Source organism: Streptomyces sp. NPDC001980 (assembly GCF_040296885.1).
Classification (GTDB): domain Bacteria; phylum Actinomycetota; class Actinomycetes; order Streptomycetales; family Streptomycetaceae; genus Streptomyces.
On the sequence record NZ_JBEOYD010000044.1, the window covers coordinates 43,078 to 68,015 of the forward strand.

The following is a 24,938-nucleotide window of genomic DNA, read 5'->3' on the forward strand; positions in this document are numbered from 1 at the left end:
TCGCGGCGGTCCGCGTGGCGTCAGGCCGCCGACTCCTGCCGGCCGGCCGGCTCGGGCAGCAGGCGGGCGCTGAGGCGGTCGGGGCTCGGCCAGCGGACGTCGTAGGCCCAGCCGAGCTTCTCGAAGATCCGGATCAGACGTGCCGACGGGTCGATCTGGCCCGGCAGCACACCGTGGCGCGCGCCGGTGGGGTCGGCGTGATGCGAGTTGTGCCAGCTCTCGCCGAAGGACAGCACAGCGAGCGGCCAGAAGTTGGTGGCCTTGTCCCGGCTGGCGAACGGGCGCCTGCCCGCGACGTGGCAGACCGAGTTCACCGACCAGGTGACGTGGTGCAGCAGCGCCATCCGCATCACGCCGGCCCAGAAGAACCCGGTCAGCGCGCCGGCCCAGGTGCCGGTGACGAGCCCGCCGACCAGGGCGGGGGCCAGGAGCGAGACGACGGTCAGCGGCCCGAAGAGCCGGCCGATGAGCCGCAGGTCGCGGTCGGCGTCGATGTCGGGCGCGAACCTGGCCCGGTTGCTCAGCTCGCGCTTGAGCATCCAGCCGATGTGCGCGTGGAGCAGCCCCTTGAGCAGCGCGCGCGTGTCGGTCCCGAAGCGCCACGGCGAGTGCGGGTCGCCCTCGCGGTCGGCGAAGGCGTGGTGGCGGCGGTGGTTCGCCACCCACTGCACCGGTGAGCCCTCGACCCCCAGCGAACCCGCGACCGCCAGCGCGATGCGCAGACCCCGCTTCGCCTTGAACGAGCGGTGCGTGAAGAGGCGGTGATAGCCGACCGTGAGGCCGAAGCCGGACACGAGGTAGGCGACCACGGCCATGGTGACGTCCAGCGCCGACAGGCCCCGTCCCCACAGCAGTGGCACCGCGACGACCAGGCAGATCAGCGGGCCGACCACGAAGATCCACATCGCGACGCCCGCCGCGGCGTTCTGTGGGGCGTCCAGGAGCGGCTTGACTCCGGACGCCGTGTCGGCGTCGCCTTCGGTGACGGTCTGTTCAGAACGGTCAGCAGTGCTCGGGCTCATCGGTTCCCCGCCGTTGCTCAAGGATGTCGGACACGGTGCCGCCTACGGCACACGTTCCCACCCAACGGCATCCCCGCAGGTCATCGCTCATGTCCAGGGTGTGAACGGCGTGGGACCAAATCTCCTTCAGGGATGACGGCGACGGTCCGCCCGGGCGCCGGCCCGGGCGGACGTGTGCTCTGGCTTCCCGGCCGCGGGCTCAGGCCGTCACGGTCTCCGGCCGGGACGCCTCGCGGGGGGTGCGGGACCCGAGGTCCTCCGTGGCCACCGTGTGGGTCTCGCGGGCGGACAGCGCGGCGATCACCGGCGGCACGCACAGCGCGGCCGTGAACAGCGCCACCCCCGACCAGTCGTCGCCGCCCGGACCCGCGATCTGCGCCGCGAAGGTCACCGCGAACCCGGCGACGGCGAACCCGATCTGGGTTCCGATGGCCATGCCCGACAGCCGTACCCGGGTCGAGAACATCTCGCCGTAGAAGGACGGCCAGACGCCGTTCGCCGCGCTGTAGACGACGCCGAAGGCGACGATCCCGAGGAGCATGACCAGCGGGTACGAGCCGGTGGAGATCGCCCACAGGTAGCCGAACATCGCCACCGCGCTGCCCACCGCGCCGATCAGGTACACCGGCCGCCGGCCGATCCGGTCCGACAGCGTCGCCCATGCCGGGATCGCGCCCAGCGCCACCAGGTTCGCCAGCGCACCCACCCACAGCATCGACGTCTTCGACATCCCGACCGAGTCGCTCGTCGCGTACGCCAGCGCCCACACCGTGAAGATCGTGCTCACCGAGGCGATCAGCGCGCCCCCGATCACCCGCAGCACGTCCGCCCAGTGGTACCGCAACAGCGTCACCAGCGGCAGCCGGACGACACCCTCGGTCGCCGCCTGCGCGGCGAAGGCCGGGGTCTCCTGGAGTTTGCGCCGGATGAACCAGCCGACCACGGCCACCAGGACACTCAGCCAGAACGGCACCCGCCAGCCCCAGGACATCAGCTGGTCCTCGGGCAGTTGGGAGACCGCGATGAAGACCAGGGTGGCGATCAGCTGACCGCCCTGGGTGCCGCCGAGCGTGAAGCTGGTGAAGAAGCCGCGCCGGTTCGGCGGCGCGTGTTCGAGGCTCATGGAACTCGCGCTGGCCTGCTCGCCCGCCGCCGAGATGCCCTGCAGCACCCGGCACAGCACCAGCAGCACCGGCGCCAGGCCGCCCACCTGGGCGCGGGTCGGCAGACAGCCGATCAGGAAGGTCGACAGACCCATCAGCAGCAGCGTGAAGACCATGATCTTCTTGCGGCCGATCCGGTCCCCGAAGTGCCCGAGGAACAGCGCGCCGACCGGGCGGGCCGCGTACGCCACCCCGAACGTGGCCAGCGAGAGCAGGGTCGCGTTGGCCGGGTCCGACTGGTCGAAGAAGACCTTCGGGAAGATCAGCGCGGCCGCGCTGCCGTAGATGAAGAAGTCGTAGTACTCCAGGGCGCTGCCGATCCAGGCGGCCAGGGCGGCCTTCTTCGGCTGGCCACCGGGTGGTACGGCGGTGGCGGCGGACTGGGCGGGGACGGACACGGCGGTGCTCCTTCGGGAAACTCCGACGTAAGCGGAGTGAGCGGCGGGGGAGGAGGCCGGTTCCCAGGGATGACGGGGTCGGCGGACCAGGGGCCGAGTGCTAATTAACCCACTGGATAGTTAGTTGCGATGGGTACGGATGTTGCGCTCGCGTTTCCCCGGTGTCAAGAGGTCGTGCCGGTCCCGTTCGGTCCCGTCGGGTGTTCGCCGCCCGGCGCGGTCAGTCCGCCGCGCGCTCCGCGGTGAGGTAGGCGATCACCATGTCGCCGAGCATGGCCCGGTAGTGCGCGCGCTGCGCCGGGTCCACCAGGTCGCGGCCGAAGAGGGCGCCGAAGGTGGCCCGGTTCGCCACCCGGAAGAAGCAGAAGGAGCTGATCAACGCGTGCAGGTCGACGGCGTCGACGTCGGCCGTGAACAGGCCGGACTCCTGCCCGGCGGCCAGGATCCGGCGGATCACCTCAAGTGCCGGCGAGCCGATCCTGCCCAGCTTCTCGGAGGCCGCGATGTGCTCGGCGCCGTGGATGTTCTCGATGCTGACCAGACGGATGAAGTCCGGGTGCTGCTCGTGGTGGTCGAAGGTCAGCTCGGCGAGCCGGCGGATCGCCGCGACCGGGTCCAGGTGCTCGACGTCCAGCTGCTGCTCGGCCTCGCGGATCACGCCGTACGCGCGCTCCAGGACCGCCGTGAACAGCTGCTCCTTGCCGCCGAAGTAGTAGTAGATCATCCGCTTCGTGGTGCGGGTGCGGGCCGCGATCTCGTCGACGCGGGCCCCGTCGTAGCCGGCCCGGGCGAACTCCTGGGTGGCCACGTCGAGGATCTCGGCCTGGGTGCGGGCGGCGTCACGGAGCCGCCCGTTGGTCTGTGCCGGTTCGTCGACGCTGGTCATCGGGTTCCTATCGGGTTCCTTCGCGGGGGAGGCCGGTGCGGAGATTCTAGAAGCCCGGACCGGAGGTGTTGCCGGCGAGGTCTTCCCCTGCGGTCGCCTTCGGTGTTATAGGTAACGTACTAGTTCGTACATTAGCGTTTGCGATGCCGCTCTGGAGGGCCACGTGGCCAAGGACTCGTATCTCGTCGGACTGATCGGTGCCGGCATCGGCCCGTCGCTCAGCCCCGCCCTGCACGAGCGCGAGGCCGACCGGCAGGGGCTGCGGTACCTGTACCGGCTGATCGACATCGACGTGGTCGGCGTTCCGCCGGAGGCCGTGGGGGAGCTGGTGCGGGCGGCACGTGATCTCGGCTTCGACGGGCTGAACATCACGCACCCCTGCAAGCAACTGGTCATCGAGCACCTCGACGCCCTCTCCCCGCAGGCCGAGGCGCTCGGCGCGGTCAACACGGTGGTCTTCGAGGCCGACGGGAGGGCCGTCGGCCACAACACGGACGTGACCGGGTTCGCGGCGTCGTTCGCACGCGGGCTGCGGGACGCTCCGCTGGAGAGCGTCGTACAGCTCGGTGCCGGGGGCGCCGGGGCCGCCGTCGCGCATGCGACGCTCACGTTGGGGGCCGAGCGGGTCACGCTCGTGGACGCGCTCGCCGACCGGGCCGTCGATCTTGCGGGTTCCCTGAACCGGTACTTCGGCGCGGGGCGCGCAGTGGCAGGAACGCCGGACCAGTTGGCGGAACTGCTGGCGGACGCCGACGGGTTGGTGCATGCCACGCCGACGGGGATGGCCGCGCATCCGGGGCTGCCGTTGCCCGCGGAGTTGCTGCGGCCCGAGTTGTGGGTGGCCGAGGTGGTGTATCGGCCGTTGGAGACGGAACTGGTGCGGACCGCACGGGCGTTGGGGTGTGCGGTGCTCGACGGGGGTGGGATGGCGGTGTTTCAGGCCGTGGATGCGTTTCGGTTGTTCACGGGGAGGGAGGCCGACAGCGTCCGGATGCTTGCGGACATCGGGGAGTTGGCCGGGTTCGTGGAGCGGAATGTTGTGTGACCTGTGCGGGGCCGTTGTGGCTGGTCGCGCAGTTCCTCCCCCAGCCTTCGGCCGGGGGTACCCCCAGCGCCCCTGAAAACAGGGACGCTGCACATCCCCAAGGAAGAAGGCAATGCGTACTTCCATCGCGACTGTCTCGCTCAGCGGGTCTCTCACCGAGAAGCTCACCGCCGCCTCCCGCGCCGGGTTCGACGGGGTGGAGATTTTTGAGAACGACCTGCTCGCCAGCCCGCTCCCGCCCCGCGAGATACGGGCTCGGTGCGCCGATCTCGGGCTGACCATCGATCTCTATCAGCCCCTGCGGGACATCGAAGCCGTCCCCGCCGACGAGTTCGCGCGCAACCTCCGCCGCGCCCGGCACAAGTTCGAGCTGATGCGCGAGCTGGGCGCCGGCACCGTCCTCGTCTGTTCCTCCGTCTCCCCGCTCGGGATCGACGACGACGATCTCGCAGCGGAGCAGCTCTCCCGACTGGCAGCGCTCGCGCAGGACTTCGGCATCCGTGTCGCCTACGAGGCGCTCGCCTGGGGGCGGCATGTGAGTACGTACGACCACGCGTGGCGGATCGTAGAGGCGGCCGGGCATCCGGCGCTGGGGACCTGCCTCGACAGCTTCCACATCCTCTCCCGCGGATCCGATCCCAAGGGTATCGAGGACATCCCCGGTGAGAAGATCTTCTTCCTCCAGCTTGCCGATGCCCCGCTGCTCGCGATGGACGTGCTCCAGTGGAGCCGGCACTACCGGTGCTTCCCGGGGCAGGGCGGGTTCGACGTCGCCGGGCTCGTGCGGCACGTGCTGCGCGCGGGGTACGACGGGCCGCTCTCCCTGGAGGTCTTCAACGACGTCTTCCGGCAGGCGGAGGCCGGGCCGACCGCCGTCGACGCGCGCCGTTCGCTGCTGGTGCTCCAGGAGGCCGTCGGGGTGGGGGAGTTGCCCGCGCCGGTCGTGCCGACGGGGGTCGCGTTCGCCGAACTCGTCACGCCGGACGCCGAACCGGTCTCGGCGCTGCTCGGTGCCCTGGGCTTCGCCCGGACCGCGCGTCATCGGAGCAAGCCGGTCGATCTGTGGGAGCAGGGCGAGGCCCGGATCCTGGTCAACACCGGTCCCGCCGCCCGCCGCGACGGCACCGGGCTCGCCGCGATCGGCCTGGAGTCACCGGACCCGCGGGCCGCCGCCCGCCGCGCCGAGGCCCTGCTCGCCCCCGTGCTGCCCCGCCGCCGCGCCCCCGAGGACGCCCCACTCGACGCGGTCGCCGCCCCGGACGGCACCGAACTGTTCTTCTGCGCCACCGGTCGCGATCCCGAACTCCCATGGTGGCGGGCCGACTTCGCCGAGGTGCCGCACGAGCCGGTGCCGGGCCCGGCGCACCTCGACCACCTCGCGCTCACCCAGCCCTGGCACCAGTTCGACGAGGCGACCCTCTTCCACCGCAGCGTCCTCGGCCTGCACGCCCAGGAGAGCGTCGACGTCGCCGACCCCTACGGGCTGCTGCGCTCCCGCGCCGTCACCAACGCCGACGGAAGCGTCCGGATCGCCCTCGGGGTCGGCGCCGCCCCGGCCGACGACACCCTGCACGCCCAGCACATCGCCCTGGCCGTCGCGGACGTGGTCGCCGCCGCCCGTGCCTTCCGGGCGGCCGGTGGCGCTCTGCTGCCCATCCCCGCCAACTACCACGACGACCTCGCCGCCCGGTACGCGTTCGCCGACGGCGAGCTGGAGACGTACCGCGACCTCGGCATCCTCTACGACCGGGACGCGGGCGGTGGCTTCCGGCACTGCTACACACGGACGGTCGGACGGGTGTTCTTCGAACTCGTCGACCGGGATCCCGGGTATCGCGGTTACGGCGCCCAGAACGCGCCGGTGCGGCTCGCGGCCCAGCACGCCGGGCGGCCGGCCCGCTGAGCCGGTGCCGGGTGAGCGTGCAGTGAGAGGCCGGTGAGACACCGGCAGGGTTCAGGATTCTTACGGCTTCCACGTCCGATACTCACGAACATCCTGAATGTTCCTTGACATTCCGGATGTGACGTTCGTCGAGATCCAGTCGTCCTAGAGGCCGGAGAAGTCCAGGGCGTTCTGGAAGTCCTGGACACCGGGAGTCCTGGAGGCCGTCCGCGATGCCGAGCCCTGTCAGCGCCGAGCCGCTCGTCCGTGTCGGGGGGCCGCCGCCCTCGCCGGACCGGGCGCGCACCCGTACCCAGCGCTACGAGCGCCCGATCCTCGCCGGCATCGCCGCCGTCGCCGCGCTGCTCTTCTTCTGGGGCATCTGGCACAGCGCGTACCACACCTTCTACGCGAGCGCGGTCCGCAGCATGACCGACAACCCGGTCGCCTTCCTCTACGGCTCCTTCGACCCGGGCAACTCCATCACCCTGGACAAGCTGCCCGGCTTCCTGTGGCCGCAGGCCCTGTCGGCGCTGGTCCTCGGCTTCCACCCCTGGTCCCTGGTGGTCCCGCAGGCCCTGGAGGGCGTGGCGTCGGTGGTCCTGCTCCACGTGGTCGTGAGGCGCTGGGCCGGCGTACCGGCCGGGCTGCTGGCCGCCGCCTTCCTCACGCTCACCCCGGTGACCGTGGGCCTCGGCCGTTCCGTGACCGAGGACGCGCCGTTCGTCCTGCTGTTGCTGCTGGCCGCCGAGGCCACCCAGCGGGCCACCGCCCGCGCCCGGCTGCGCACCCTCGTCCTGGCGGGCGTCTGGGTCGGGGCGGCCTTCCAGTGCAAGATGCTGGAGGCCTGGGCGGTGCTGCCCGCGCTGGCCGTGACCTATCTGGTGGCCGCGCCGGTCACGTTGCGTCGCCGGATCCGGGACCTCGCCGTGTCCGGGGCGGTCATGCTGGCGGTCTCCCTGTCCTGGATGCTGGCCGCCGGCCTCACCCCGGCCGCCGCCCGCCCCTACCTCGACGGCACGACCGACAACTCGCCGATCGCCCTGGTCGTCGGCTACAACTTCCTGACCCGCTTCCAGGCGCTGGGCGTCGACGCGGCCGGCACCGGGAGCATCGTCGCCGACCGGGCACACGGCAGGGCTTCGGTGGGGATGGGGGACAGCGTCTGGAAGATGTTCAGCCCCGGGCTGGCCAGCCAGACGGGCTGGCTGTACCCGCTGGCGGCGCTGGGCCTGGCCGCCGGGCTGGTCACGCTGTGGCGCCGCCGCCCGCGGCGCACCGATCCCTTCGTGGCCGGGTACCTGCTGTGGAGCGTCTGGCTGGTGACGTTCTTCCTGGTCTTCAGCTTCGGCAGCGTGACCGGCCACACCTACTACATGGGCGTGGTGGCGGTCGGCCTGTCGGCCCTGGCCGCCACGGCCGTGACCCGGGTGCGTCGCCGGACCGTCCTGTGCGCGGTCCTCACCGTCAACGTCGGCTGGTGCGCGGCCCTCACCCTGCACTACCCGCGCTTCTTCACCTGGTCGGTCGGTGTCGCCGCGGTCCTGGCCCTGCCCGCGCTGGTCCTCTTCGCCGTCGGTGGGTCACGGCCGCGCAGGACCGCCCTGGCCGTCGCCCTCGCCGCGGTCCTGGTCGTCCCCACGGTCTGGTCCGCGTCCGCGACCTCCCTGCGCTACAACCAGCCCGGCGGGTTCGGCCGGATCGGCCCGGGCAGCATCGCCACCCACAACGGCGCCTCCGCCCTGAACCCGGCCCAACAGCGCGTCCTCGCCTACCTCACCGCCCACCGCGACGGCGCCCGCTACCTGGCCGCCGTGCCCCGCTGGCAGATGGCGGCGCCCTACATCCTCTCGGACAACGCCTCCGTCCTCCCGCTCGGCGGCTTCACCGCCCATGTGCCGTACCCCGCGCCCGGCACCTTCCACCACCTGATCGACACCGGCCGGCTCCACTACGTCCTGCTCTCCGCGGCCGACCTCACCCACCGCGCCCGGGGCGCGAAGACCCCGGGCCGGGCCCTGGTCCGCTGGGCCATCGGCCACTGCTCACCGGTCCATGTCGCGCGCTACACCCTGTACCGCTGCGGGGCCGCCGGGCACGGCCGCTGAGCAGCCCGAAGGCCCCGGACCACGCACGGTCCGGGGCCTTCCAGGGCTGTGCGGATCAGCCGATGTCCGAGAACACGAAGGAGAACTCGGCCGGTCCGGCGTGGAGTTGGTACGGCGGCAGGACGCCCGGGCCGCAGGACTGCGAGCCGATGCCGTGCTGGCCGTGGTCCAGGTTCACCCACACGGTGTCACCCGGGACGAGGTCACTGCGGTGAGTGGCTGCGTCCAGCTGTTCGGTGGTCCAGCGGCGGGCCGTGAACCAGAACTCCGGGTCGCCCTCGATCCGCAGCCCGCCGAGCTCCGCCCAACGGACGTCCGCGCGGGCGCCGTTCTCCTGCGGACGGAGGTACGGCGTCTGCAGCTCGTCCACCGTCGACTGCCAACGGCCCACCACCGAGGCCGTCTTGGTGTCCGGGTACGCCTCGCCCGGCCCGCCGCCGAACCACCGCACCCGGTCGGCTGCCGACAGCCCGAAGCGGACGCCGAGCCGGGGCAGCGGCACCGTCCAGTCGCCGTCGGGGGTCACGGAGACGGCTAGCCGGAGACGGCTGCCGTCGGTGGTCCAGCGGTAGACCGTCACCAGCCCGAACTCCCAGGCCGCGGGCGCCACCCGGGTGCGCACGGTCAGGGCGTCGGCGGCCTGCTCCACCGCGTCCAGCCGGTGCCGCATCCGGTGCAGACCGAACTTCCGCCACAGGGCGCCGTAACGGACGTCGCTCTGCCAGGCGGCACCGTCGTCGTTGTCGGTCGTCGCCCGCCACACGTCCAGCCGGAGTCCGGTCACCGCCACCGAGCCGATGCTCCGCAGCGCCCCGCTGCGCGCGTCGAAGGCGGCCGGGCCGAGGGTGATCGACCCGTCGCCGGACACCGCCGGTCCGGCGGAGGCGGCGAAGGACGGCAACTGCCGCCCCGAGACGGGGAACTGACCCCAGGCGACCACATGCCCCCGCAGTCCCCAGCCGGCGTCGGCCGCCAGCACCGCCCGTACCGTCCACTGCGTCTCGCCGCTGCCGGTGGCGACCGGCGGCTCCGGCAGCTTCACCTCGGCCGACTCACCGGCCGCCAGAGCGGGTACGGCCAACGGGCCCGACTCGACGGTCTCGCCGCCGACCTGGTACGACCACTCGAAGTCCAGCGCGGACAGATCGGCGAAGTCGTACGTGTTGGTGACGCGTACGGTCCCGTCCGTGCCGTCGCCCTCGATCCGGACGGGCTCGATCACCTTCTTGTACTCCACCAGCCCGGGGGAGGGCTCCCGGTCGGGGAAGACCAGCCCGTCGCAGACGAAGTTCCCGTCGTGCAGCTCCTCGCCGAAGTCGCCGCCGTACGCGTAGCCGTAGCGCTCGTCCTCGATGCCGTGGTCGATCCACTCCCAGATGAAGCCGCCCTGGAGCCGGTCGTACGACTCGAAGATCCGCTGGTAGTCGGCGAGGCCACCGGGACCGTTCCCCATCGCGTGCCCGTACTCGCATAGGATGAAGGGGAGTTGACGACGCCGATGGGTACCGCCGTCCAGTTTCCGGCCGATCCGCTCGACCTCGGCGTGGTCGGCGTACATCCGTGAGTAGACGTCCGTGTCCCGGCAGTCGATGTCACCCTCGTAGTGCACGAGCCGCGACGCGTCCCGGCCGTGGATCCACTCGGCCATCGCGGTCAGGCCCCGGCCGGTACCGGCCTCGTTGCCCAGGGACCAGATCACCACCGACGGGTGGTTCTTGTCGCGCTCGACCATCCGGGCGGCCCGGTCGAGCAGCGCCGGGGTCCAGCGGTCGTCGTCGACCGGGTTGTCCCGCCAGGCCTGCTCGGTGAAGCCGTGGGTCTCCAGGTCGCACTCGTCGATCACCCACAGGCCGTACTCGTCGCACAGGTCGAGGAAGGCCGGGTGCGGCGGGTAGTGGGAGGTGCGGACCGCGTTGATGTTGTGCCGCTTCATCAGCAGCACGTCCGCGCGCATGGTCTCCAGGTCGAGCGCCCGGCCCTGCTCGGGGTGCCACTCGTGCCGGTTGACGCCCTTGAAGAGGAGAGGCCGCCCATTGACCTTGATCAGCCCGTCTTCGAGGACGACGGTCCGGAAGCCGATCCGCAACGGCACCCGCTCGCCCTCGGTGGCCAGCACCCCGTCGTACAGCCTCGGGGTCTCGGCCGTCCACGCCTCGACCGGGACGGTGACCGGCTCGCCGGTGGCGACGTCGACGCCCAGCTCCGGCACGGTGACCCTGCCGTCCACGTCGGAGTCGACGCGCAGCGTGCCCGTGCCGCCGACGTGGTCGTAGGAGGCGTGCACGAAGAAGTCGAGGGCGCTCCCGGCCGGGCGGTGCAGCAGGGTCACGTCCCGGAAGATGCCGGGCAGCCACCACTGGTCCTGGTCCTCCAGATACGAGCCCGCCGACCACTGGTGCACGCGAACGGCCAGCACGTTGCCGGCCGGCTTCAGCAGATGTCCGACGGCGAACTCGTGCGGCAGCCGGGAGCCCTTGAACTCGCCGATGTCCGTGCCGTTCAGCCACACCCGGGCGCAGGACTCGACGCCGTCGAAGCGCAGGAGCGTCCCGCCGTCCGCCGGGTCCCAGCCCTCGGGCAGGTCGAAGAACCGCAGGTGGTCACCGGTGGGGTTCTCGGTCGGGACCCTGGGCGGGTCGACCGGGAACGGGTAGAGGTGGTTCGTGTAGATCGGCGCGCCGTGCCCCTGGAGCACCCAGTGCCCCGGGACCGAGACCTCCGCCCAGCCGTCGGCGTCGTGTCCCGGCTCGGCGAACGAGTCGTCCTCGGCGTCGGCCGTGGACGACAGCCGGAAGCGCCACCTGCCGTTCAGGGAGAGGGACCTGGCGTCCGAGGCGGGATACCAGGCGCGGGGTGGCAGGGCCCCGGAGCCCGGTGAGACGTCCTCGACGTAGTCGACAGCCGTGGCAGAGCGGAAAGACATCGGTCTCCAGGTCTTTCGAGGTGTGTGCGAGGTGGGTCAGCCCTTGATGCCGGTCTGCGCGATCCCCTGGACCAGCCAGCGCTGGAGGAAGAGGAAGACGAACACCAGGGGCAGGATGGAGATGGCGGTGGCCATGAAGATCAGGTGGAAGTTGACGGTCTGGTTGGTCATGAAGGAGGAGAGCGCGATCTGAACGGTCCAGGAGCTCGGGTCCTGGCCGATGACCAGCGGCCACAGGAAGGAGTTCCAGGCGCTGATGAAGGTGATCGTGGCGATCGCCGCGAAGAAGTTCAGCGAGTTGGGTACGACGATCCGCCAGTACGCGCCCCAGTAGCCGAGCCCGTCCACGCGTGCCGCCTCCTCCAGCTCCTTCGGGAATCCGAGGAAGTACTGCCGGAAAAGGAAGCAGGTGAAACCACTGAACAGGCCCGGGATGATGAGACCGCGGTAGGTGTCCACCCAGCCGAGTGACGAGACCAGCACGAAGCTGGGCACGAAGGTGACGGCCGTGGGGACCATCAGGGTCGCCAGGACCGCGTAGAAGACCTTGTTGGCGTGCTTGTACGGGATGCGTGCCAGGCCGTAGCCGGCCAGGGAGCACACCAGGAGCGTGCCGCCCGTGGTCAGGACGGCGACGACCAGCGAGTTCACCATGGAGCGGCCGAACTCGACCGTGGGGTCGTCGAACAGCTCGGAGATGTTGCCCCACTGGAAGGAGGGCAGCAGCTTCCAGTTCTCGCCCGTGATCTCCAGGTCAGTGGAGAGGGCGTTGCGGACGATCAGGTAGAAGGGGATCAGGAAGAGCAGGGCGGCGATGCCGACGGCGACGTACAGCCCGGTGTTTCCGAGGACGCCTTCGCCCTTCCTGCGCCGCTTGCCGGCCTGCGGTGCGGTGGTGGTCACTTGGACTCGTCCCCCCTTCCGAATCCCATGAACTTGCCCTGGACCAGGGTGACGAGGCAGATGAGCAGCGACAGGATGACGGCGCCGGCGCTGCCCGCGCCGTAGTCCTGGCTGGTGCCGAGGGCGGTCTTGTAGAGCTCCATCAGCGGTGTCTGCGCCCAGGTCGCCTTCTGTCCGACGATGTTGAAGAACTCGTCGAACGCCTGGTAGGCGGCGATGAGCAGCAGCAGGATCACCGCGGTCGAGGTGGCGCGCAGCTGGGGCAGCGTGATGTACCGGAAGGTCTGCCAGCCTCGCTTGGCGCCGTCGATGGCGGCGGCCTCGTACAGCTCGGCCGGGATGTTCTGGAGCGCCGCCAGGAACAGGATCATGTAGAAGCCCGACTGGATCCACAGCCGCAGGGTCACGATGACCAGCCAGTACCAGGGCGGAGTGGGGTTGGACATCCATGCGACGGTGTCGGCGCCGAACCAGCCGATGACCGTGTTCGCGAGTCCGAAGCGGACACCGCTGAAGATGGACATCTTCCAGATCAGGGCGGCGGCCACGTACGAGACGGCGGTCGGCAGGAAGAACACCGACCGGAAGAACGCCCGCATGAACCGCAGCTGGTTCACGAGCAGCGCCAGTCCGAGCGACAGCGCCCAGGTGGTCGGCACGATGAACGCGGCGAACACGGTGAACGTCAGCAGCGAGTCGGGGAAGCCGCTGTTGGTGAGGATCTGCTTGTAGTTGTCGAAGCCGATGAAATGGCTCGGCGTGACGGTGTAGCGGGCGTCGAAGAAGCTGAGCCAGACGCTCCAGCCGATCGGCACGATGACGAAGATCGCCAGGCCGATGAGGAAGGGCCCGGTGAAGAGCCAGAAGTTCACGGTCGGGTTGCCCCGCAGGCCCCGCCGCGGCCGGGCCGGGGAGGCCTTGGCCGGGGCGGGCTGGGCGACCCCGCGTGTGGTGGTGGTCGACATGTCGTGGTCTTCCCGTGGCCTATCCGAACAGCTTCTTGAGCTCGACGTTGACCTTCTTGTCGCAGGTGTCGAGCGCCGCCTCGGGGTTGCCGTTCTTGCGGACGGAGGAGGCGATCACGTCGGCGAACGCGGTCTGCATGGTCTGGTCGTAGGCGATGTTGTCGAAGTGCCCGTAGTCGGTGAAGAGCTTCACGCCCTCGGCGGCCAGGCCGGACTTGAGCTTGGTGGCCCCGCCGGCGATCGAGGTGCGCGGCGGGATGTGGAAGCCGTACGAGGTGGCCCAGTCCTCCTGGTACTGCTTCTGGTCGATCCACAGCCACTTGACGTACTCCTTGGCCGCGTCGACGTTCTTGCCCTTGGCGTTGACGAAGATCGACCAGCCGCCGTTGTAGACGGAGAGCTTGCCGGCGCTGCCGATCTTCGGGAACGGGAAGATGCCGAGGTCGTCGCCGAGGGCCGTCTGCATGGCCGGCATGGACCACATGCCGCCCCACTGGATGGCGCACAGGCCCTGGTTGAGCGAGGACGGGTCCCAGAAGTCGGTCGGGGCGTCGAGGAGCACGTTGCCGCTGGTGAACAGGGTCCGGAGCTGCTTCAGTCCCTGGACGACGCCGTCCGTGTGATAGGCGATCTCGTTCTTGTCGCTGATGGTGTCGGCGCCGGCGGACCAGATGATGGGGTTCTGGATCGCGCTGAAGTCATTGCCGAGGAAGACACCCTTGACCTTGCTGGTGGTGAGCTTGGCGGCGGCCTCTATCAGCTCGTCGAGAGTGGTCGGGACGTCGACCTTCGCCTTCTCCAGCATCGACTTGCGGTAGTAGAAGAACTGCGGGTCGTCGATCATCCGGATCCCGTAGATCTTCCCGTCGACCGTGTGGGAGTTGATGTCGTTCGGGTTGAAGTCGTCCTTGACCGGGTCGATGATGTCGCTCAGGTCCGCCACCTGGCCGCTCTTGACGAGCTGGAGCTGCGGGTGGAACTCGAAGACGTCGGGGGCCTTCTTGGTGAGCAGGGCCGCGAAGAGCGCGGACTCGAAGTTGTTGCCCGTGATCCAGTTGGTGCTCACGTCGGCCTTCTTGTACGCCGCCGCGTAACGCTTGAGAGCCTGCTCGGTCCCCGCCTCACCGTAGGCGTGGAAGTACTGGGTGAGCTGCGTGCCCGACCCGCTCCCCCCGCCTCTGCCGTTGTTGCTGCCGCACGCGGCCAGCGTGCCGGCGGCGGCCATGCCCGCTGCCGCGCGGAAGAGAGACCGGCGGGACCAGTTGTTGTTGCTGAGTGCCGACATGCTGACGTCCTTGTCTGTCGAGTGCGGCGGTGCCTCTACGGCCCGTGGGACCTCGGAACCAGATGGCTGAAAATGCGTCGCGGAGCGGGACGTTAACCTTCGGCTAATGCTTCGGCAAGAGGTTGGACGAAGTCTGCGTGAAACGTTGCACCCGGTTCGGGATGACGAACAGGTGGGAAAGCAGGGCAAGTTGAGGGCCGCCGGGTCAGGGGGTGGCCGGCGGCCCTCGGTCTGGGTGGAGCCGGGCGGTTACTGCCTGGTCCAGGCCTCGTTGGCGCCGCCGTTGCAGCTGTAGAGGATCACCTTGCCGCCGTCGGCGGTGGCCTGCCCGCTGACGTCCAGGCACGTGCCGGACGCCTCGCTGAGGATCTGCCCGTTGGCGTTGAGCAGCCAGCGCTGGCTCGCGTCACCGGTCGGGTCCGCGGTGGCCGTCAGGCCGGAACCGGAGGCCGTCAGATAGCCGTTCGCGCCCTTCAGGGTGCCGTCCGCGTCGTACGACCAGGACTGGTCCGCCGCGCCCGTGCAGGTGGCTATCGCGGCCCCGGAGGCGCCCGCCGTCAGGCACTTGCCGGACTGCTTGCCCGCCAACGCGCCGGTCACGGCCGAACTGCTGTGGCCCTTCTGGTCGAAGACGTACGTCGTGACGGAGCGGGCGGCGAGCGTCGCGGAGACCGTCCCCGCGCTCACCGACGGTTTCGCGACGTCGGCCCAGTCCTCGGTGCCCGACGTGCGCACCGCCTGCCTGGCCCTCACCGGTGTCGCGTTGTTGAAGTGCAGGCTCAGCGGGGTGTCGGTGGTGTTGTGGTTGTTGACCACGACCACCCACTTCCCGCCGCTGTCGTACGCCGACACCTCGACCCCGTCCGGCGCCCCGGTCACGTTGTGCGCGACCGAGCCCGGTGTGACGAACTTGCTGTACTGGCCGAGCGCGTAGTACCGCTTGGTGAAGTACAGGGTCTGGTTGCCGTTCGTCGCGTAGTCGGGGTCGTAGTAGATCAGGCCGTCGTTCCAGCCGACGTCGTTCTTCGCGTACGGGTCGGTGCCGTAGCCGCTGGCCAGCGCCACCCACCACTGGAAGGCCGAGTCGTGGGCGCTCGCGAAGTCCTTGTAGATGATCCGGGACATCAGCAGGGCGTTGTCGATGGACGGGTCGTACTCCTGGTTCCAGCCCGTCGAGCCCTTGCCGAAGCAGCAGATCTCGCTGGCCCAGGACTTCTGGCCGACCGTTTTCGACGTCTCGTAGACGTTGGCCAGCTGGCCGTCGTTGGGGTTGTTGTAGGTGTGGTGGGCCAGCGCGGACACGTACTGCGCGGTGCCGGGCTGCGAGATCCACTGCGGGAGTTCGGAGACGAACTGGGTCGTCTGGCTGGACTCGTCGGCGATGACCGAGGTCCTCTGGTGCCGGGCCTGCTGCTCGGCGCCCAACGCCCGCACGATGTCGTCGCGTTGGCCGACGGCGACCTGCATGCCCTCCTGGCCGCACGAGCCGAAGTCGTTGTCCGGCTCGTTGAAGGGGCTGATGTAGTCCAGCTTTACGCCCTGGCGGGCGAAGTGGTCGGTGACGTCGGCGATGTAGTGCGCGTAGGCGGTCTCGTCCTCGGTCTTCAACTGGCCGCCGCAGCTCTGCCCGTTGGTGGTCCACCCGGCGGGCGCGCTGTTGACGAAGCCGATCAGGTCCTCGACGCCGTACTTCGCGGCGTACTTCAGGAAGGTCTGGCCGCCCTTGTCCTTGCTCCAGTCGTAGGAGCCGTCGGCGTTCAGGAAGTCCTCGGCGGCGCGCGCCGGGGTGGTGACCGCGACCCCGCCCCCGCCGATGTTGTAGCGGTACGAGCTGAGGTCCAGGCCCTGCTTGGAGAAGAGCAGTTTCGCCACTCGGGCCTGGACCTTGGGGGAGAAGTGCTGGAGGTCGTTGACCCACCAGGCGCCCGAGGCGCCGATGTCGTCGATGGTCTGGGCGGCGTGCGGGGAGATCTCGGCGGCGGATGCCGTCGCGGCGGCGGCCGAGGTGGGCGGGGCGGATATCAGGGGTCCGGCGACGGCCAGTGCGGTCGCGGCCGTCAGGAGGACCGATCTCCTGCGGTGGGGGTGAGACACGTGCATCCCTTCCGTCGTCATGAAGGTGGTGCGGTACGGCTCCTTGCGGGGCCGGCGGTGCGTTTCGGGGTCCGCTGTCCCACCGACTGCAGGGCGCCCTCCAGCGCGAACGTGGCCGCGCCCAGACAGACCGGGTCGGTGGGGACGGGGGAGAGGACGATCTCGGTGGCGGCGAACGGCCGCCGCAGCGCGTGCCGCCGGACGGCCTCGCGCACCTCGTCGAGCAGCGGTGTGCCCAGCTTCTTGGCGACCCAGCTGCTGAGCACGACCACCTCGGGGTTGTACAGGTTCACCAGGTCCGCGATGCCGGCGCCCAGGTAGCGGGCCGTGTCGCGGACCACCTTGACGGCCACCGGGTCGCCCGCGGCCACCCCGTCGGTCAGCGCGTCGATCGTGGCCGTCTGGTCCTCGGGGTGCAACAGCGGGGAACGGGGGCTGAGTTCGCGCAGGTTGAGCATGATGCCGGGGGCGCCGACGTACGTCTCGACGCAGCCGTGGTTGCCGCAGTGGCACAGCCGCCCGTCAAGGACGAGCGTCGTATGACCCCATTCCCCGGCGCTGTTGCTCACTCCGCGGTACAGCCCGCCACCGAGAACCAGCCCGGCCCCGACCCCGGTCCCGAGGTTCACCACCACGGCGTCCTCGCGTCCGCGCGCGGCCCCGAACCACAGCTCGGCCACCGCGCTCGCCCGCAGCGGGTTGTCCAGGTGGAGGGGGTAGGCGATGTGTTCGGCGAGCAGGTCGAGAAGCGGCACGTCGTGCCAGTCCCAGTTGGGCGCGTACTCGGCGATGCCCGTGGCCCGGTCCACCTGCCCCGGCACGCTCACCCCGACACCCAGCACCCGTGCGCCTTCCACGCCGGCCTGGGCGACCACCGAGCCGACGGCCGTGGCCACATGGCCGACCGCCTGCTCGGGCCGGCTCTCCCCGGGGCGCATGTCCTCCACCGCGCGGGCCAGCACGTTCAGCCCCAGGTCGAACAGCTCCACCCGGACGTATGTCTCCGCCATGTCGACACCGATCAGCGCGCCGCCGGCGGAGTTGACGGCGACGAGTCCCCGGGGGCGGCCGCCCGCCGAGTCCTCGAAGCCGACCTCGATGATCATCCGGAGGTCGAGCAGTTCACCGACGAGCGTCGCGACCGTGGCGACGCTCAGTCCGGTGGCGGCCGCCAGCGTCTGCCGGGAGGTGGGGGACCGGGCGATGATCTGGCGCAGCACCTCGTAGCGGTTCGCGGTGCGGATGTCACGCGATGTGCGCTTCACGTGGCTGCCCCTCCCATCCCGTCACGGCCGGACCGGGGCGTACGACGGCACCGGCGCGGCGTCAGGCTATGGGCTTCGCGGGACTTTCGACAAGGGGTTAGGAAATGGGCCGTAGAAACATGCGCAACGGTATCCGGGGGCCAATATGCCGAAACGGCCCGTCAGTTGTCACTGACGGGCCGTCGCGAGGTGTCCTACGGCTGCTTGTTCCACTCGGCGATCACGGGCCACCCGTGCTCGGTGGACAGCCGGCTGACCGTCCCGGTCGCCAGCTGGAACAGCCGGCCCTCGGCGGGCGGCAGCCCCAGGCGGCGGGCGGTCAGCACGCGCAGGAAGTGGGCATGGGCCACCAGGATCACGTCACCCGTGCCGGTGTTGAGCGCCGTCTCGACCTTCCTGAGCACCCGGTCGGCCCGTTCGCCGATCTGCTCCGGCGACTCGCCGGGGTGGCTCTCCGGGCCCGGCGGAACACCGTCGGTCCACAGGTACCAGTCGGGGCGGGAGCGGTGGATCTCCACCGTGGTGACGCCCTCGTAGCCGCCGTAGTCCCATTCGTGCAGGTCGGGGTCTGGTACGACCCCGGTCAGACCGGCCAGTTCGGCGGTGCGTATCGCGCGGTCCAGCGGGCTGGCCAGCGCCAGTGCGTAGGTCCGGTCGGTGAGGAGCGGGGCGAGGGACTTGGCCTGTTCCTCGCCGTGCTGGGTGAGGGGCAGGTCGGTCCAGCTGGTGTGCTGGCCCGACAGGCTCCACTCCGTCTCACCGTGGCGGACCAGGAGGAGGTCCCCCACGGCACACCTACTTCGACTCGACGGCGTGGCCGCCGAACTGGTTGCGCAGCGCCGCGATCATCTTCATCTGCGGGGAGTCGTCCTGGCGGGACGCGAACCGGGCGAACAGGGAGGCCGTGATCGCCGGCAGCGGCACCGCGTTGTCGATGGCCGCCTCGACGGTCCAGCGGCCCTCGCCGGAGTCCTGCGCGAAGCCCTTCAGCTTGTCCAGGTGCGCGTCGTCGTCCAGGGCGTTGACCGCGAGGTCCAGCAGCCAGGAACGGATGACGGTGCCCTCCTGCCAGGAGCGGTAGACCTCGCGGACGTTGTCCACGGACTTGACCTTCTCCAGGAGCTCCCAGCCCTCCGCGTACGCCTGCATCATGGCGTACTCGATGCCGTTGTGGACCATCTTGGAGAAGTGCCCGGCACCGACCCGGCCGGCGTGGACGTAGCCGTACGGGCCCTCCGGCTTGAGCGCCTCGAAGATCGGGTGCAGCCGCTCGACGTGCTGCTTGTCGCCGCCGACCATCAGGGCGTAGCCGTTCTGCAGGCCCCACACGCCGCCGGAGACGCCGGCGTCGACGAAGCCGATGCCCTTGATGCCGAGTTCGGCGGCGTGCTTCTCGTCGTCCGTCCAGCGGGAGTTGCCGCCGTCGACCACCGTGTCGCCCTCGGACAGCAGATCCTTGAGCTCGTCGACGACGGACTGGGTGGCGGTGCCCGCCGGGACCATCACCCACACCGTGCGCGGGGCGTCGAGCTTCTCGACCAGTTCTTCGAGGGACTTGACGTCGGAGACGTCGGGGTTGCGGTCGTAACCGATGACGGTGTGGCCCGCGCGGCGGATGCGCTCGCGCATGTTGCCGCCCATCTTGCCGAGGCCGATCAGTCCGAGCTGCATGTCATTCACTTCCTAAGCGTTCGGTACGTCGAGACGAGGGCGGTGGTGGACGGGTCGAGGCCGGGCACGTCGGCGCCGTCGGTCAGGGCGGGCTCGATGCGCTTGGCGAGCACCTTGCCCAGCTCCACGCCCCACTGGTCGAAGGAGTCGATGTTCCAGATCGCGCCCTGCACGAAGACCTTGTGCTCGTAGAGGGCGACGAGCTGGCCGAGGACCGAGGGGGTCAGCTCGCGGGCGAGGATCGTGGTGGTGGGGTGGTTGCCCCTGAAGGTGCGGTGCGCCACCTGCTCCTCGGCCACGCCCTCCGCGCGGACCTCCTCCGCCGTCTTGCCGAAGGCCAGCGCCTGGGTCTGGGCGAAGAAGTTCGCCATCAGCAGGTCGTGCTGGGCCCTGAGTTCACCGCTCAGCTCGGCGACCGGCTCGGCGAAGCCGATGAAGTCCGCCGGGATCAGCTTGGTGCCCTGGTGGATCAACTGGTAGTACGCGTGCTGGCCGTTGGTGCCCGGCGTGCCCCACACCACCGGGCCGGTCTGCCACTGCACCGGCCGGCCGTCCCGGTCCACCGACTTGCCGTTGGACTCCATGTCCAGCTGCTGGAGGTAGGCGGTGAACTTGGACAGGTAGTGGCTGTACGGCAGGACCGCGTGCGACTGGGCGTCGAAGAAGTTGCCGTACCAGACACCCAACAGGCCCAGCAGCAGCGGCGCGTTGGCCTCGGCGGGGGCGGTGCGGAAGTGCTCGTCGACCAGGTGGAAGCCGTCCAGCATCTCGCGGAAGCGGTCCGGGCCGATGGCGATCATCAGCGAGAGGCCGATGGCGGAGTCGTACGAGTAACGACCGCCGACCCAGTCCCAGAACTCGAACATGTTGTCCGGGTCGATGCCGAACTCCGTCACCTTGCCGGCGTTCGTCGAAAGCGCCACGAAGTGCTTGGCCACGGCCTTCTCTCCCCCACTCTCGAATTCGCTCGAGCGGGAGGTACCCCCATCGCCCAGCCCGTCAAGGAGCCAGGTGCGGGCCGAGGTCGCGTTGGTGATCGTCTCGATCGTGGTGAACGTCTTCGACGCGACGATGAACAGCGTCTCCGCCGGGTCCAGGCCGCGGGTCGCCTCGTGCAGGTCGGCGCCGTCCACGTTGGACACGAAGCGGAACGTCAACTCCCGCGCGGTGAAAGCCCGCAGGGCCTCGTAGGCCATCGCCGGGCCGAGGTCCGAGCCGCCGATGCCGATGTTGACGACGTTCTTGATGCGCTTGCCGGTGTGGCCGGTCCACTCGCCCGAGCGGACCCGCTCGGCGAAGCCGCTCATCTTGTCGAGCACGGCGTGCACGCCGGGGACGACGTTCACCCCGTCCACCTCGACCACCGCGTCGCGCGGGGCGCGCAGCGCGGTGTGCAGGACCGCCCGCCGCTCGGTGATGTTGATCTTCTCGCCGCGGAACATGGCGTCCCGCAGCCCGAACACGTCGGTGGCGGTGGCCAGTTCCTGGAGCAGGGCGAGGGTCTCGTCCGTGATCAGGTGCTTGCTGTAGTCGATGTGCAGGTCGCCGACCCGTACGACGTACCGCTCGGCGCGCGCCGGGTCGGCAGCGAACAGCTCACGCAGGACGGGCTGTCCTTCGGCCCGGTGGTCCTCCAGGGCGGCCCACTCGGGCCGCCGGGTGAGCTCGGGGGTGTCAGGCATGGGAGACGGTCTCCTTGGTGCCTTCGCCCCGAAGGGCGACGGCGTACATCTCGTCGGCGTCGAGCCGGCGCAGTTCCTCGGCGATGAGTTCGGAGGTGGGGCGGACCTTCAGGGCGAGGGTGCGCGGCGGCTGGCCCGGCAGGGTCAGACTGGCCAGCGGGCCCTCGGGGCGGTCGATGACGATCTCGCCGGTGGCGGTACCGAGCCGCACCTTCGTGACGACCGGGCCGGGGGAGACCACGCGGTCCACCTTGACCTTCAGCCGCGCCTCCAGCCAGCGGGCGAGGAGTTCGGCGCTGGGGTTGTCCGCCTCGGCCTCGACGGCCGCCGAGGTCACGTCGACCCGGGCCTGGTCGAGGGCGGCGGCCAGCATGGACCGCCACAGGGTGAGCCGGGTCCAGGCGAGGTCGGTGTCGCCGGGCGCGTAGTTGCGGGCGCGGGTCTCCAGGACCTCCATCGGCCGGTCGACCGCGTACAGGTCGGTGATCCGGCGCTGGGCGAGTGCGCCCAGCGGGTCCTTGGACGGCGTGTCCGGGGCCTCCACCGGCCACCACACGACCACCGGGGCGTCCGGCAGCAACAGCGGCAGCACCACCGAGTCGGCGTGGTCGGAGACGTCACCGTACGTCCGGAGCACGACCGTCTCGCCGGTGCCGGCCTCGGAGCCGACCCGGACCTCCGCGTCGAGGCGGGAGGTGGTGCGGTCGCGCAGGGTGCGGGCGTGCCGCTTGATGACGACCAGGGTGCGCGAGGGGTGCTCGTGCGAGGCCTCCTCGGCCGCCTTGATCGAGTCGTAGGCGTTCTCCTCGTCCGTGACGATCACCATCGTCAGGACCATGCCCACAGCGGGCGTGCCGATGGCGCGGCGTCCCTGCACCAGCGCCTTGTTGATCTTGCTTGCCGTGGTGTCGGTCAGGTCGATCTTCATGGCCTGCGCCAGCTCCGTCCGTCTCGTGCGAGCATCTCGTCGGCTTCCTGCGGTCCCCAGCTGCCCGACTCGTACTGTGCGGGCTTACCATGCTTTGCCCAGTACGTCTCGATCGGGTCGAGGATCTTCCAGGACTCTTCCACTTCCTGGTGACGAGGGAACAAATTGGCGTCGCCGAGCAGCACGTCAAGGATGAGCCGCTCGTACGCCTCGGGGCTGGACTCCGTGAAGGACTCGCCGTAGGCGAAGTCCATCGTCACGTCCCGGATCTCCATCGAGGTGCCGGGCACCTTGGAGCCGAACCGGACGGTCATGCCCTCGTCGGGCTGGACGCGGATGACGATCGCGTTCGCGCCGAGCTCCTCGGTGGCCGTGGAGTCGAAGGGGGAGTGCGGGGCCCGCTGGAAGACGACCGCGATCTCGGTGACGCGACGGCCGAGCCGCTTGCCGGTGCGCAGGTAGAAGGGGACGCCCGCCCAGCGGCGGTTGTCGATCTCGACCTTGACCGCGGCGTAGGTGTCGGTCTTCGACTTGCTGTCGATACCGTCCTCTTGGAGGTAGCCGATCACCTTCTCGCCGCCCTGCCAGCCCTCGGCGTATTGGCCGCGCACGGTGTGCCTGCCCAGGTCCTCCGGCAGCCGCACCGACTTCAGGACCTTCAGCTTCTCGGTGAGCAGCGCGTCCGCGTCGAACGCGATCGGCTCCTCCATCGCCGTGAGGGCCATCAGCTGGAGCAGGTGGTTCTGGATGACGTCACGGGCCGAGCCGATGCCGTCGTAGTACCCCGCACGGCCGCCGATGCCGATGTCCTCGGCCATGGTGATCTGCACGTGGTCGACGTACGACCGGTTCCAGATCGGCTCGTACATCTGGTTGGCGAAGCGCAGCGCCAGGATGTTCTGGACGGTCTCCTTGCCCAGGTAGTGGTCGATGCGGAACACCTGGTCCGGATCGAACACGTCGTGCACGACCGCGTTCAGGTCCTGCGCCGACGCCAGGTCGTGGCCGAACGGCTTCTCGATGACCGCCCGCCGCCAGGACCCGGCCGGCGGGGTGGCCAGGCCGACCTTCTTCAGCTGCCGCACGACCTTCGGGAAGAACTTGGGCGGCACGGAGAGGTAGAAGGCGAAGTTGCCGCCGGTGCCCCGGGAGCCGTCCAGCTCGTCGACCGCGGCCTTCAGCTGCTTGAACGCCGTGTCGTCGTCGAAGTCGCCGGGGATGAACCGCATCCCCTCGGCCAGCTGCTGCCAGACCTCCTCCTGGAACGGGGTCCGGGCGTGCTCGCGCACCGCGTCGTGGACGACCTGCGCGAAGTCCTGGTCCTCCCAGTCCCGGCGGGCGAAGCCGACGAGCGAGAAGCCCGGCGGCAGCAGGCCGCGGTTGGCCAGGTCGTAGATGGCCGGCATCAGCTTCTTGCGGGACAGGTCGCCGGTCACCCCGAAGATGACCAGGCCCGACGGGCCCGCGACCCTGGGCAGTCGCCGGTCGCGCGCGTCGCGCAACGGGTTGTCCCAGTCGGCGGCGGGCACCACCGGCACCCGCACCTCCTTGGCGGTCTCGCTCATTACGCCTCAACTCCCTTGCTGTCCAGGGACTTCGTGACGGCGTCCAGCAGCTCCTGCCAGGCCACCTCGAACTTGGCGACGCCCTCGTCCTCCAGCTTGCCCACGACCTCGTCGTAGGAGATGCCGAGCCGCTCCACCGCCTCCAGATCCGCACGGGCCTGGGCATAGCCGCCGGTCACCGTGTCGCCGTGGATGTCACCGTGGTCGGCGGTCGCGTTCAGCGTCGCCTCCGGCATGGTGTTGACGGTGCCGGGGGCGACCAGCTCGTCGACGTAGAGGGTGTCCTTGTACGCCGGGTCCTTCACGCCGGTGGAGGCCCACAGCGGGCGCTGCTTGTTGGCCTTCGCGGAGGCCAGCGCGGTCCAGCGGTCGCCGGCGAAGACCTCCTCGTACGCCTCGTAGGCGAGCCGCGCGTTGGCCAGCGCCGCCCTGCCCTTCAGCGCGAGTGCCTCGTCCGTCCCGATGACCGTCAGCCGCTTGTCGATCTCGCTGTCGACGCGGGAGACGAAGAAGGAGGCCACGGAGTGGATCGTGGAGAGGTCCAGGCCCTTGGCGGCGGCCTGCTCCAGGCCGGCCAGGTAGGCGGCCATGACCTCGCGGTAGCGCTCCAGCGAGAAGATCAGCGTGACGTTGACGCTGATGCCCTCCGCGATGACCGCGGTGATCGCCGGGAGACCGGCCTCGGTCGCCGGGATCTTGATCATCACGTTGGGGCGGTCGACCAGCCAGAAGAGCTGCTTGGCCTCGGCGACGGTGGCGGCGGTGTGATGGGCGAGGCGGGGGTCGACCTCGATGGACACCCGGCCGTCCGTGCCATGTGACACATCGTATACAGAATGCAGGATGTCGGCGGCGGCCCGCACGTCCTGCGTCGTCATCATCCGCACGGCCTCCTCGACCGTGACGCCCCGCACGGCCAGGTCGGCCAGCTGCTCCTCGTACCCCTCGCCGGAGCCGATGGCGGCCTGGAAGATCGACGGGTTCGTGGTCACGCCCACGACGTTGCGGTCCGCGACGAGCTCGGCGAGGTTGCCGGTGCTGATCCGCTTGCGCGACAGGTCGTCCAGCCAGATCGAGACGCCCTCGTCGGAGAGGCGCTTCAGTGCTCCCGCGGTGGCGGTTGCTTCGGTCACAATGATCATCTTCCTCTACT

General features: G+C 70.1%; 18 protein-coding genes. 3 read left to right on the top strand and 15 right to left on the bottom strand.

Annotation, left to right across the window (positions count from 1 at the left end):
* Positions 1-20: 20 nt before the first annotated feature.
* The 3 genes from ABT137_RS42075 to ABT137_RS42085 all read right to left on the bottom strand — a co-directional run bounded on the left by ABT137_RS42075 (position 21) and on the right by ABT137_RS42085 (position 3,469).
* The gene (locus ABT137_RS42075) at positions 21-1,022 is read right to left on the bottom strand and encodes an acyl-CoA desaturase (protein ID WP_502984660.1); all 1,002 of its coding nucleotides are present in this window, start codon (positions 1,020-1,022) and stop codon (positions 21-23) included.
* A gap of 199 nt (positions 1,023-1,221) precedes the next feature.
* Entirely contained in the window at positions 1,222-2,583 is a 1,362-nt protein-coding gene (locus ABT137_RS42080; RefSeq protein WP_351717389.1) for an MFS transporter, read from the bottom strand.
* Positions 2,584-2,803: 220 nt separating this feature from the next.
* Positions 2,804-3,469, bottom strand: a complete 666-nt coding sequence (locus ABT137_RS42085; RefSeq protein WP_351717391.1) for a TetR/AcrR family transcriptional regulator — start codon at positions 3,467-3,469, stop codon at positions 2,804-2,806.
* 163 nt (positions 3,470-3,632) lie between these two features.
* Here ABT137_RS42085 and ABT137_RS42090 point away from each other — a divergent pair, with 163 nt between their 5' ends.
* The 3 genes from ABT137_RS42090 (at position 3,633) to ABT137_RS42100 (ending at position 8,504) form a co-directional block, all read left to right on the top strand.
* Positions 3,633-4,514, top strand: a complete 882-nt coding sequence (locus ABT137_RS42090; RefSeq protein WP_351717392.1) for a shikimate dehydrogenase — start codon at positions 3,633-3,635, stop codon at positions 4,512-4,514.
* A 112-nt stretch (positions 4,515-4,626) separates the two neighbouring features.
* On the top strand, positions 4,627-6,417 hold the full coding sequence (locus tag ABT137_RS42095) for a sugar phosphate isomerase/epimerase and 4-hydroxyphenylpyruvate domain-containing protein (RefSeq protein ID WP_351717394.1): 1,791 nt from the start codon (positions 4,627-4,629) through the stop codon (positions 6,415-6,417).
* A gap of 212 nt (positions 6,418-6,629) precedes the next feature.
* Positions 6,630-8,504 carry an ArnT family glycosyltransferase gene (locus tag ABT137_RS42100; RefSeq protein ID WP_351717396.1) on the top strand — a complete coding sequence of 625 codons (1,875 nt, stop codon included), beginning with the start codon at positions 6,630-6,632 and terminating at the stop codon, positions 8,502-8,504.
* Positions 8,505-8,559: 55 nt separating this feature from the next.
* Here the strand turns inward: ABT137_RS42100 and ABT137_RS42105 are convergent, their stop codons facing one another.
* From ABT137_RS42105 to tal, 12 genes are all read right to left on the bottom strand, one after another.
* Positions 8,560-11,427 (bottom strand): glycoside hydrolase family 2 TIM barrel-domain containing protein, encoded by a 2,868-nt coding sequence (locus ABT137_RS42105; protein WP_351717398.1) that lies wholly within the window; start codon positions 11,425-11,427, stop codon positions 8,560-8,562.
* Positions 11,428-11,463: 36 nt separating this feature from the next.
* On the bottom strand, positions 11,464-12,330 hold the full coding sequence (locus ABT137_RS42110; protein WP_351717400.1) for a carbohydrate ABC transporter permease: 867 nt from the start codon (positions 12,328-12,330) through the stop codon (positions 11,464-11,466).
* Positions 12,327-13,295: a carbohydrate ABC transporter permease gene (locus ABT137_RS42115; RefSeq protein WP_351717402.1), complete on the bottom strand. Its 969-nt coding sequence runs from the start codon at positions 13,293-13,295 to the stop codon at positions 12,327-12,329. Before ABT137_RS42115 ends, ABT137_RS42110 begins: the two co-directional genes overlap by 4 nt.
* 19 nt (positions 13,296-13,314) lie before the next feature.
* Positions 13,315-14,580, bottom strand: a complete 1,266-nt coding sequence (locus ABT137_RS42120; protein WP_351717404.1) for an ABC transporter substrate-binding protein — start codon at positions 14,578-14,580, stop codon at positions 13,315-13,317.
* Between the two features lie 249 nt (positions 14,581-14,829).
* The gene (locus ABT137_RS42125) at positions 14,830-16,680 is read right to left on the bottom strand and encodes a glycoside hydrolase (RefSeq protein WP_351717406.1); all 1,851 of its coding nucleotides are present in this window, start codon (positions 16,678-16,680) and stop codon (positions 14,830-14,832) included.
* Between the two features lie 11 nt (positions 16,681-16,691).
* The gene (locus ABT137_RS42130; RefSeq protein WP_351717408.1) at positions 16,692-17,939 is read right to left on the bottom strand and encodes an ROK family protein; all 1,248 of its coding nucleotides are present in this window, start codon (positions 17,937-17,939) and stop codon (positions 16,692-16,694) included.
* 194 nt (positions 17,940-18,133) lie between these two features.
* Complete coding sequence (locus ABT137_RS42135) at positions 18,134-18,727, bottom strand: histidine phosphatase family protein (RefSeq protein WP_351717410.1); 594 nt, start codon at positions 18,725-18,727, stop codon at positions 18,134-18,136.
* Positions 18,728-18,734: 7 nt separating this feature from the next.
* Positions 18,735-19,610, bottom strand: a complete 876-nt coding sequence (gnd, locus tag ABT137_RS42140) for a phosphogluconate dehydrogenase (NAD(+)-dependent, decarboxylating) (protein ID WP_351717412.1) — start codon at positions 19,608-19,610, stop codon at positions 18,735-18,737.
* Between the two features lie 5 nt (positions 19,611-19,615).
* On the bottom strand, positions 19,616-21,292 hold the full coding sequence (pgi, locus tag ABT137_RS42145) for a glucose-6-phosphate isomerase (RefSeq protein WP_351717413.1): 1,677 nt from the start codon (positions 21,290-21,292) through the stop codon (positions 19,616-19,618).
* Entirely contained in the window at positions 21,285-22,220 is a 936-nt protein-coding gene (gene opcA / locus ABT137_RS42150; protein WP_351717415.1) for a glucose-6-phosphate dehydrogenase assembly protein OpcA, read from the bottom strand. The genes pgi and opcA overlap by 8 nt, the downstream gene beginning before the upstream one ends.
* A complete protein-coding gene (zwf, locus tag ABT137_RS42155; RefSeq protein WP_351717417.1) occupies positions 22,217-23,785 on the bottom strand; it encodes a glucose-6-phosphate dehydrogenase in 1,569 nt (522 codons plus the stop codon). Before zwf ends, opcA begins: the two co-directional genes overlap by 4 nt.
* Positions 23,785-24,927, bottom strand: a complete 1,143-nt coding sequence (gene tal / locus ABT137_RS42160) for a transaldolase (protein ID WP_351717419.1) — start codon at positions 24,925-24,927, stop codon at positions 23,785-23,787. Before tal ends, zwf begins: the two co-directional genes overlap by 1 nt.
* Positions 24,928-24,938 lie beyond the last annotated feature (11 nt).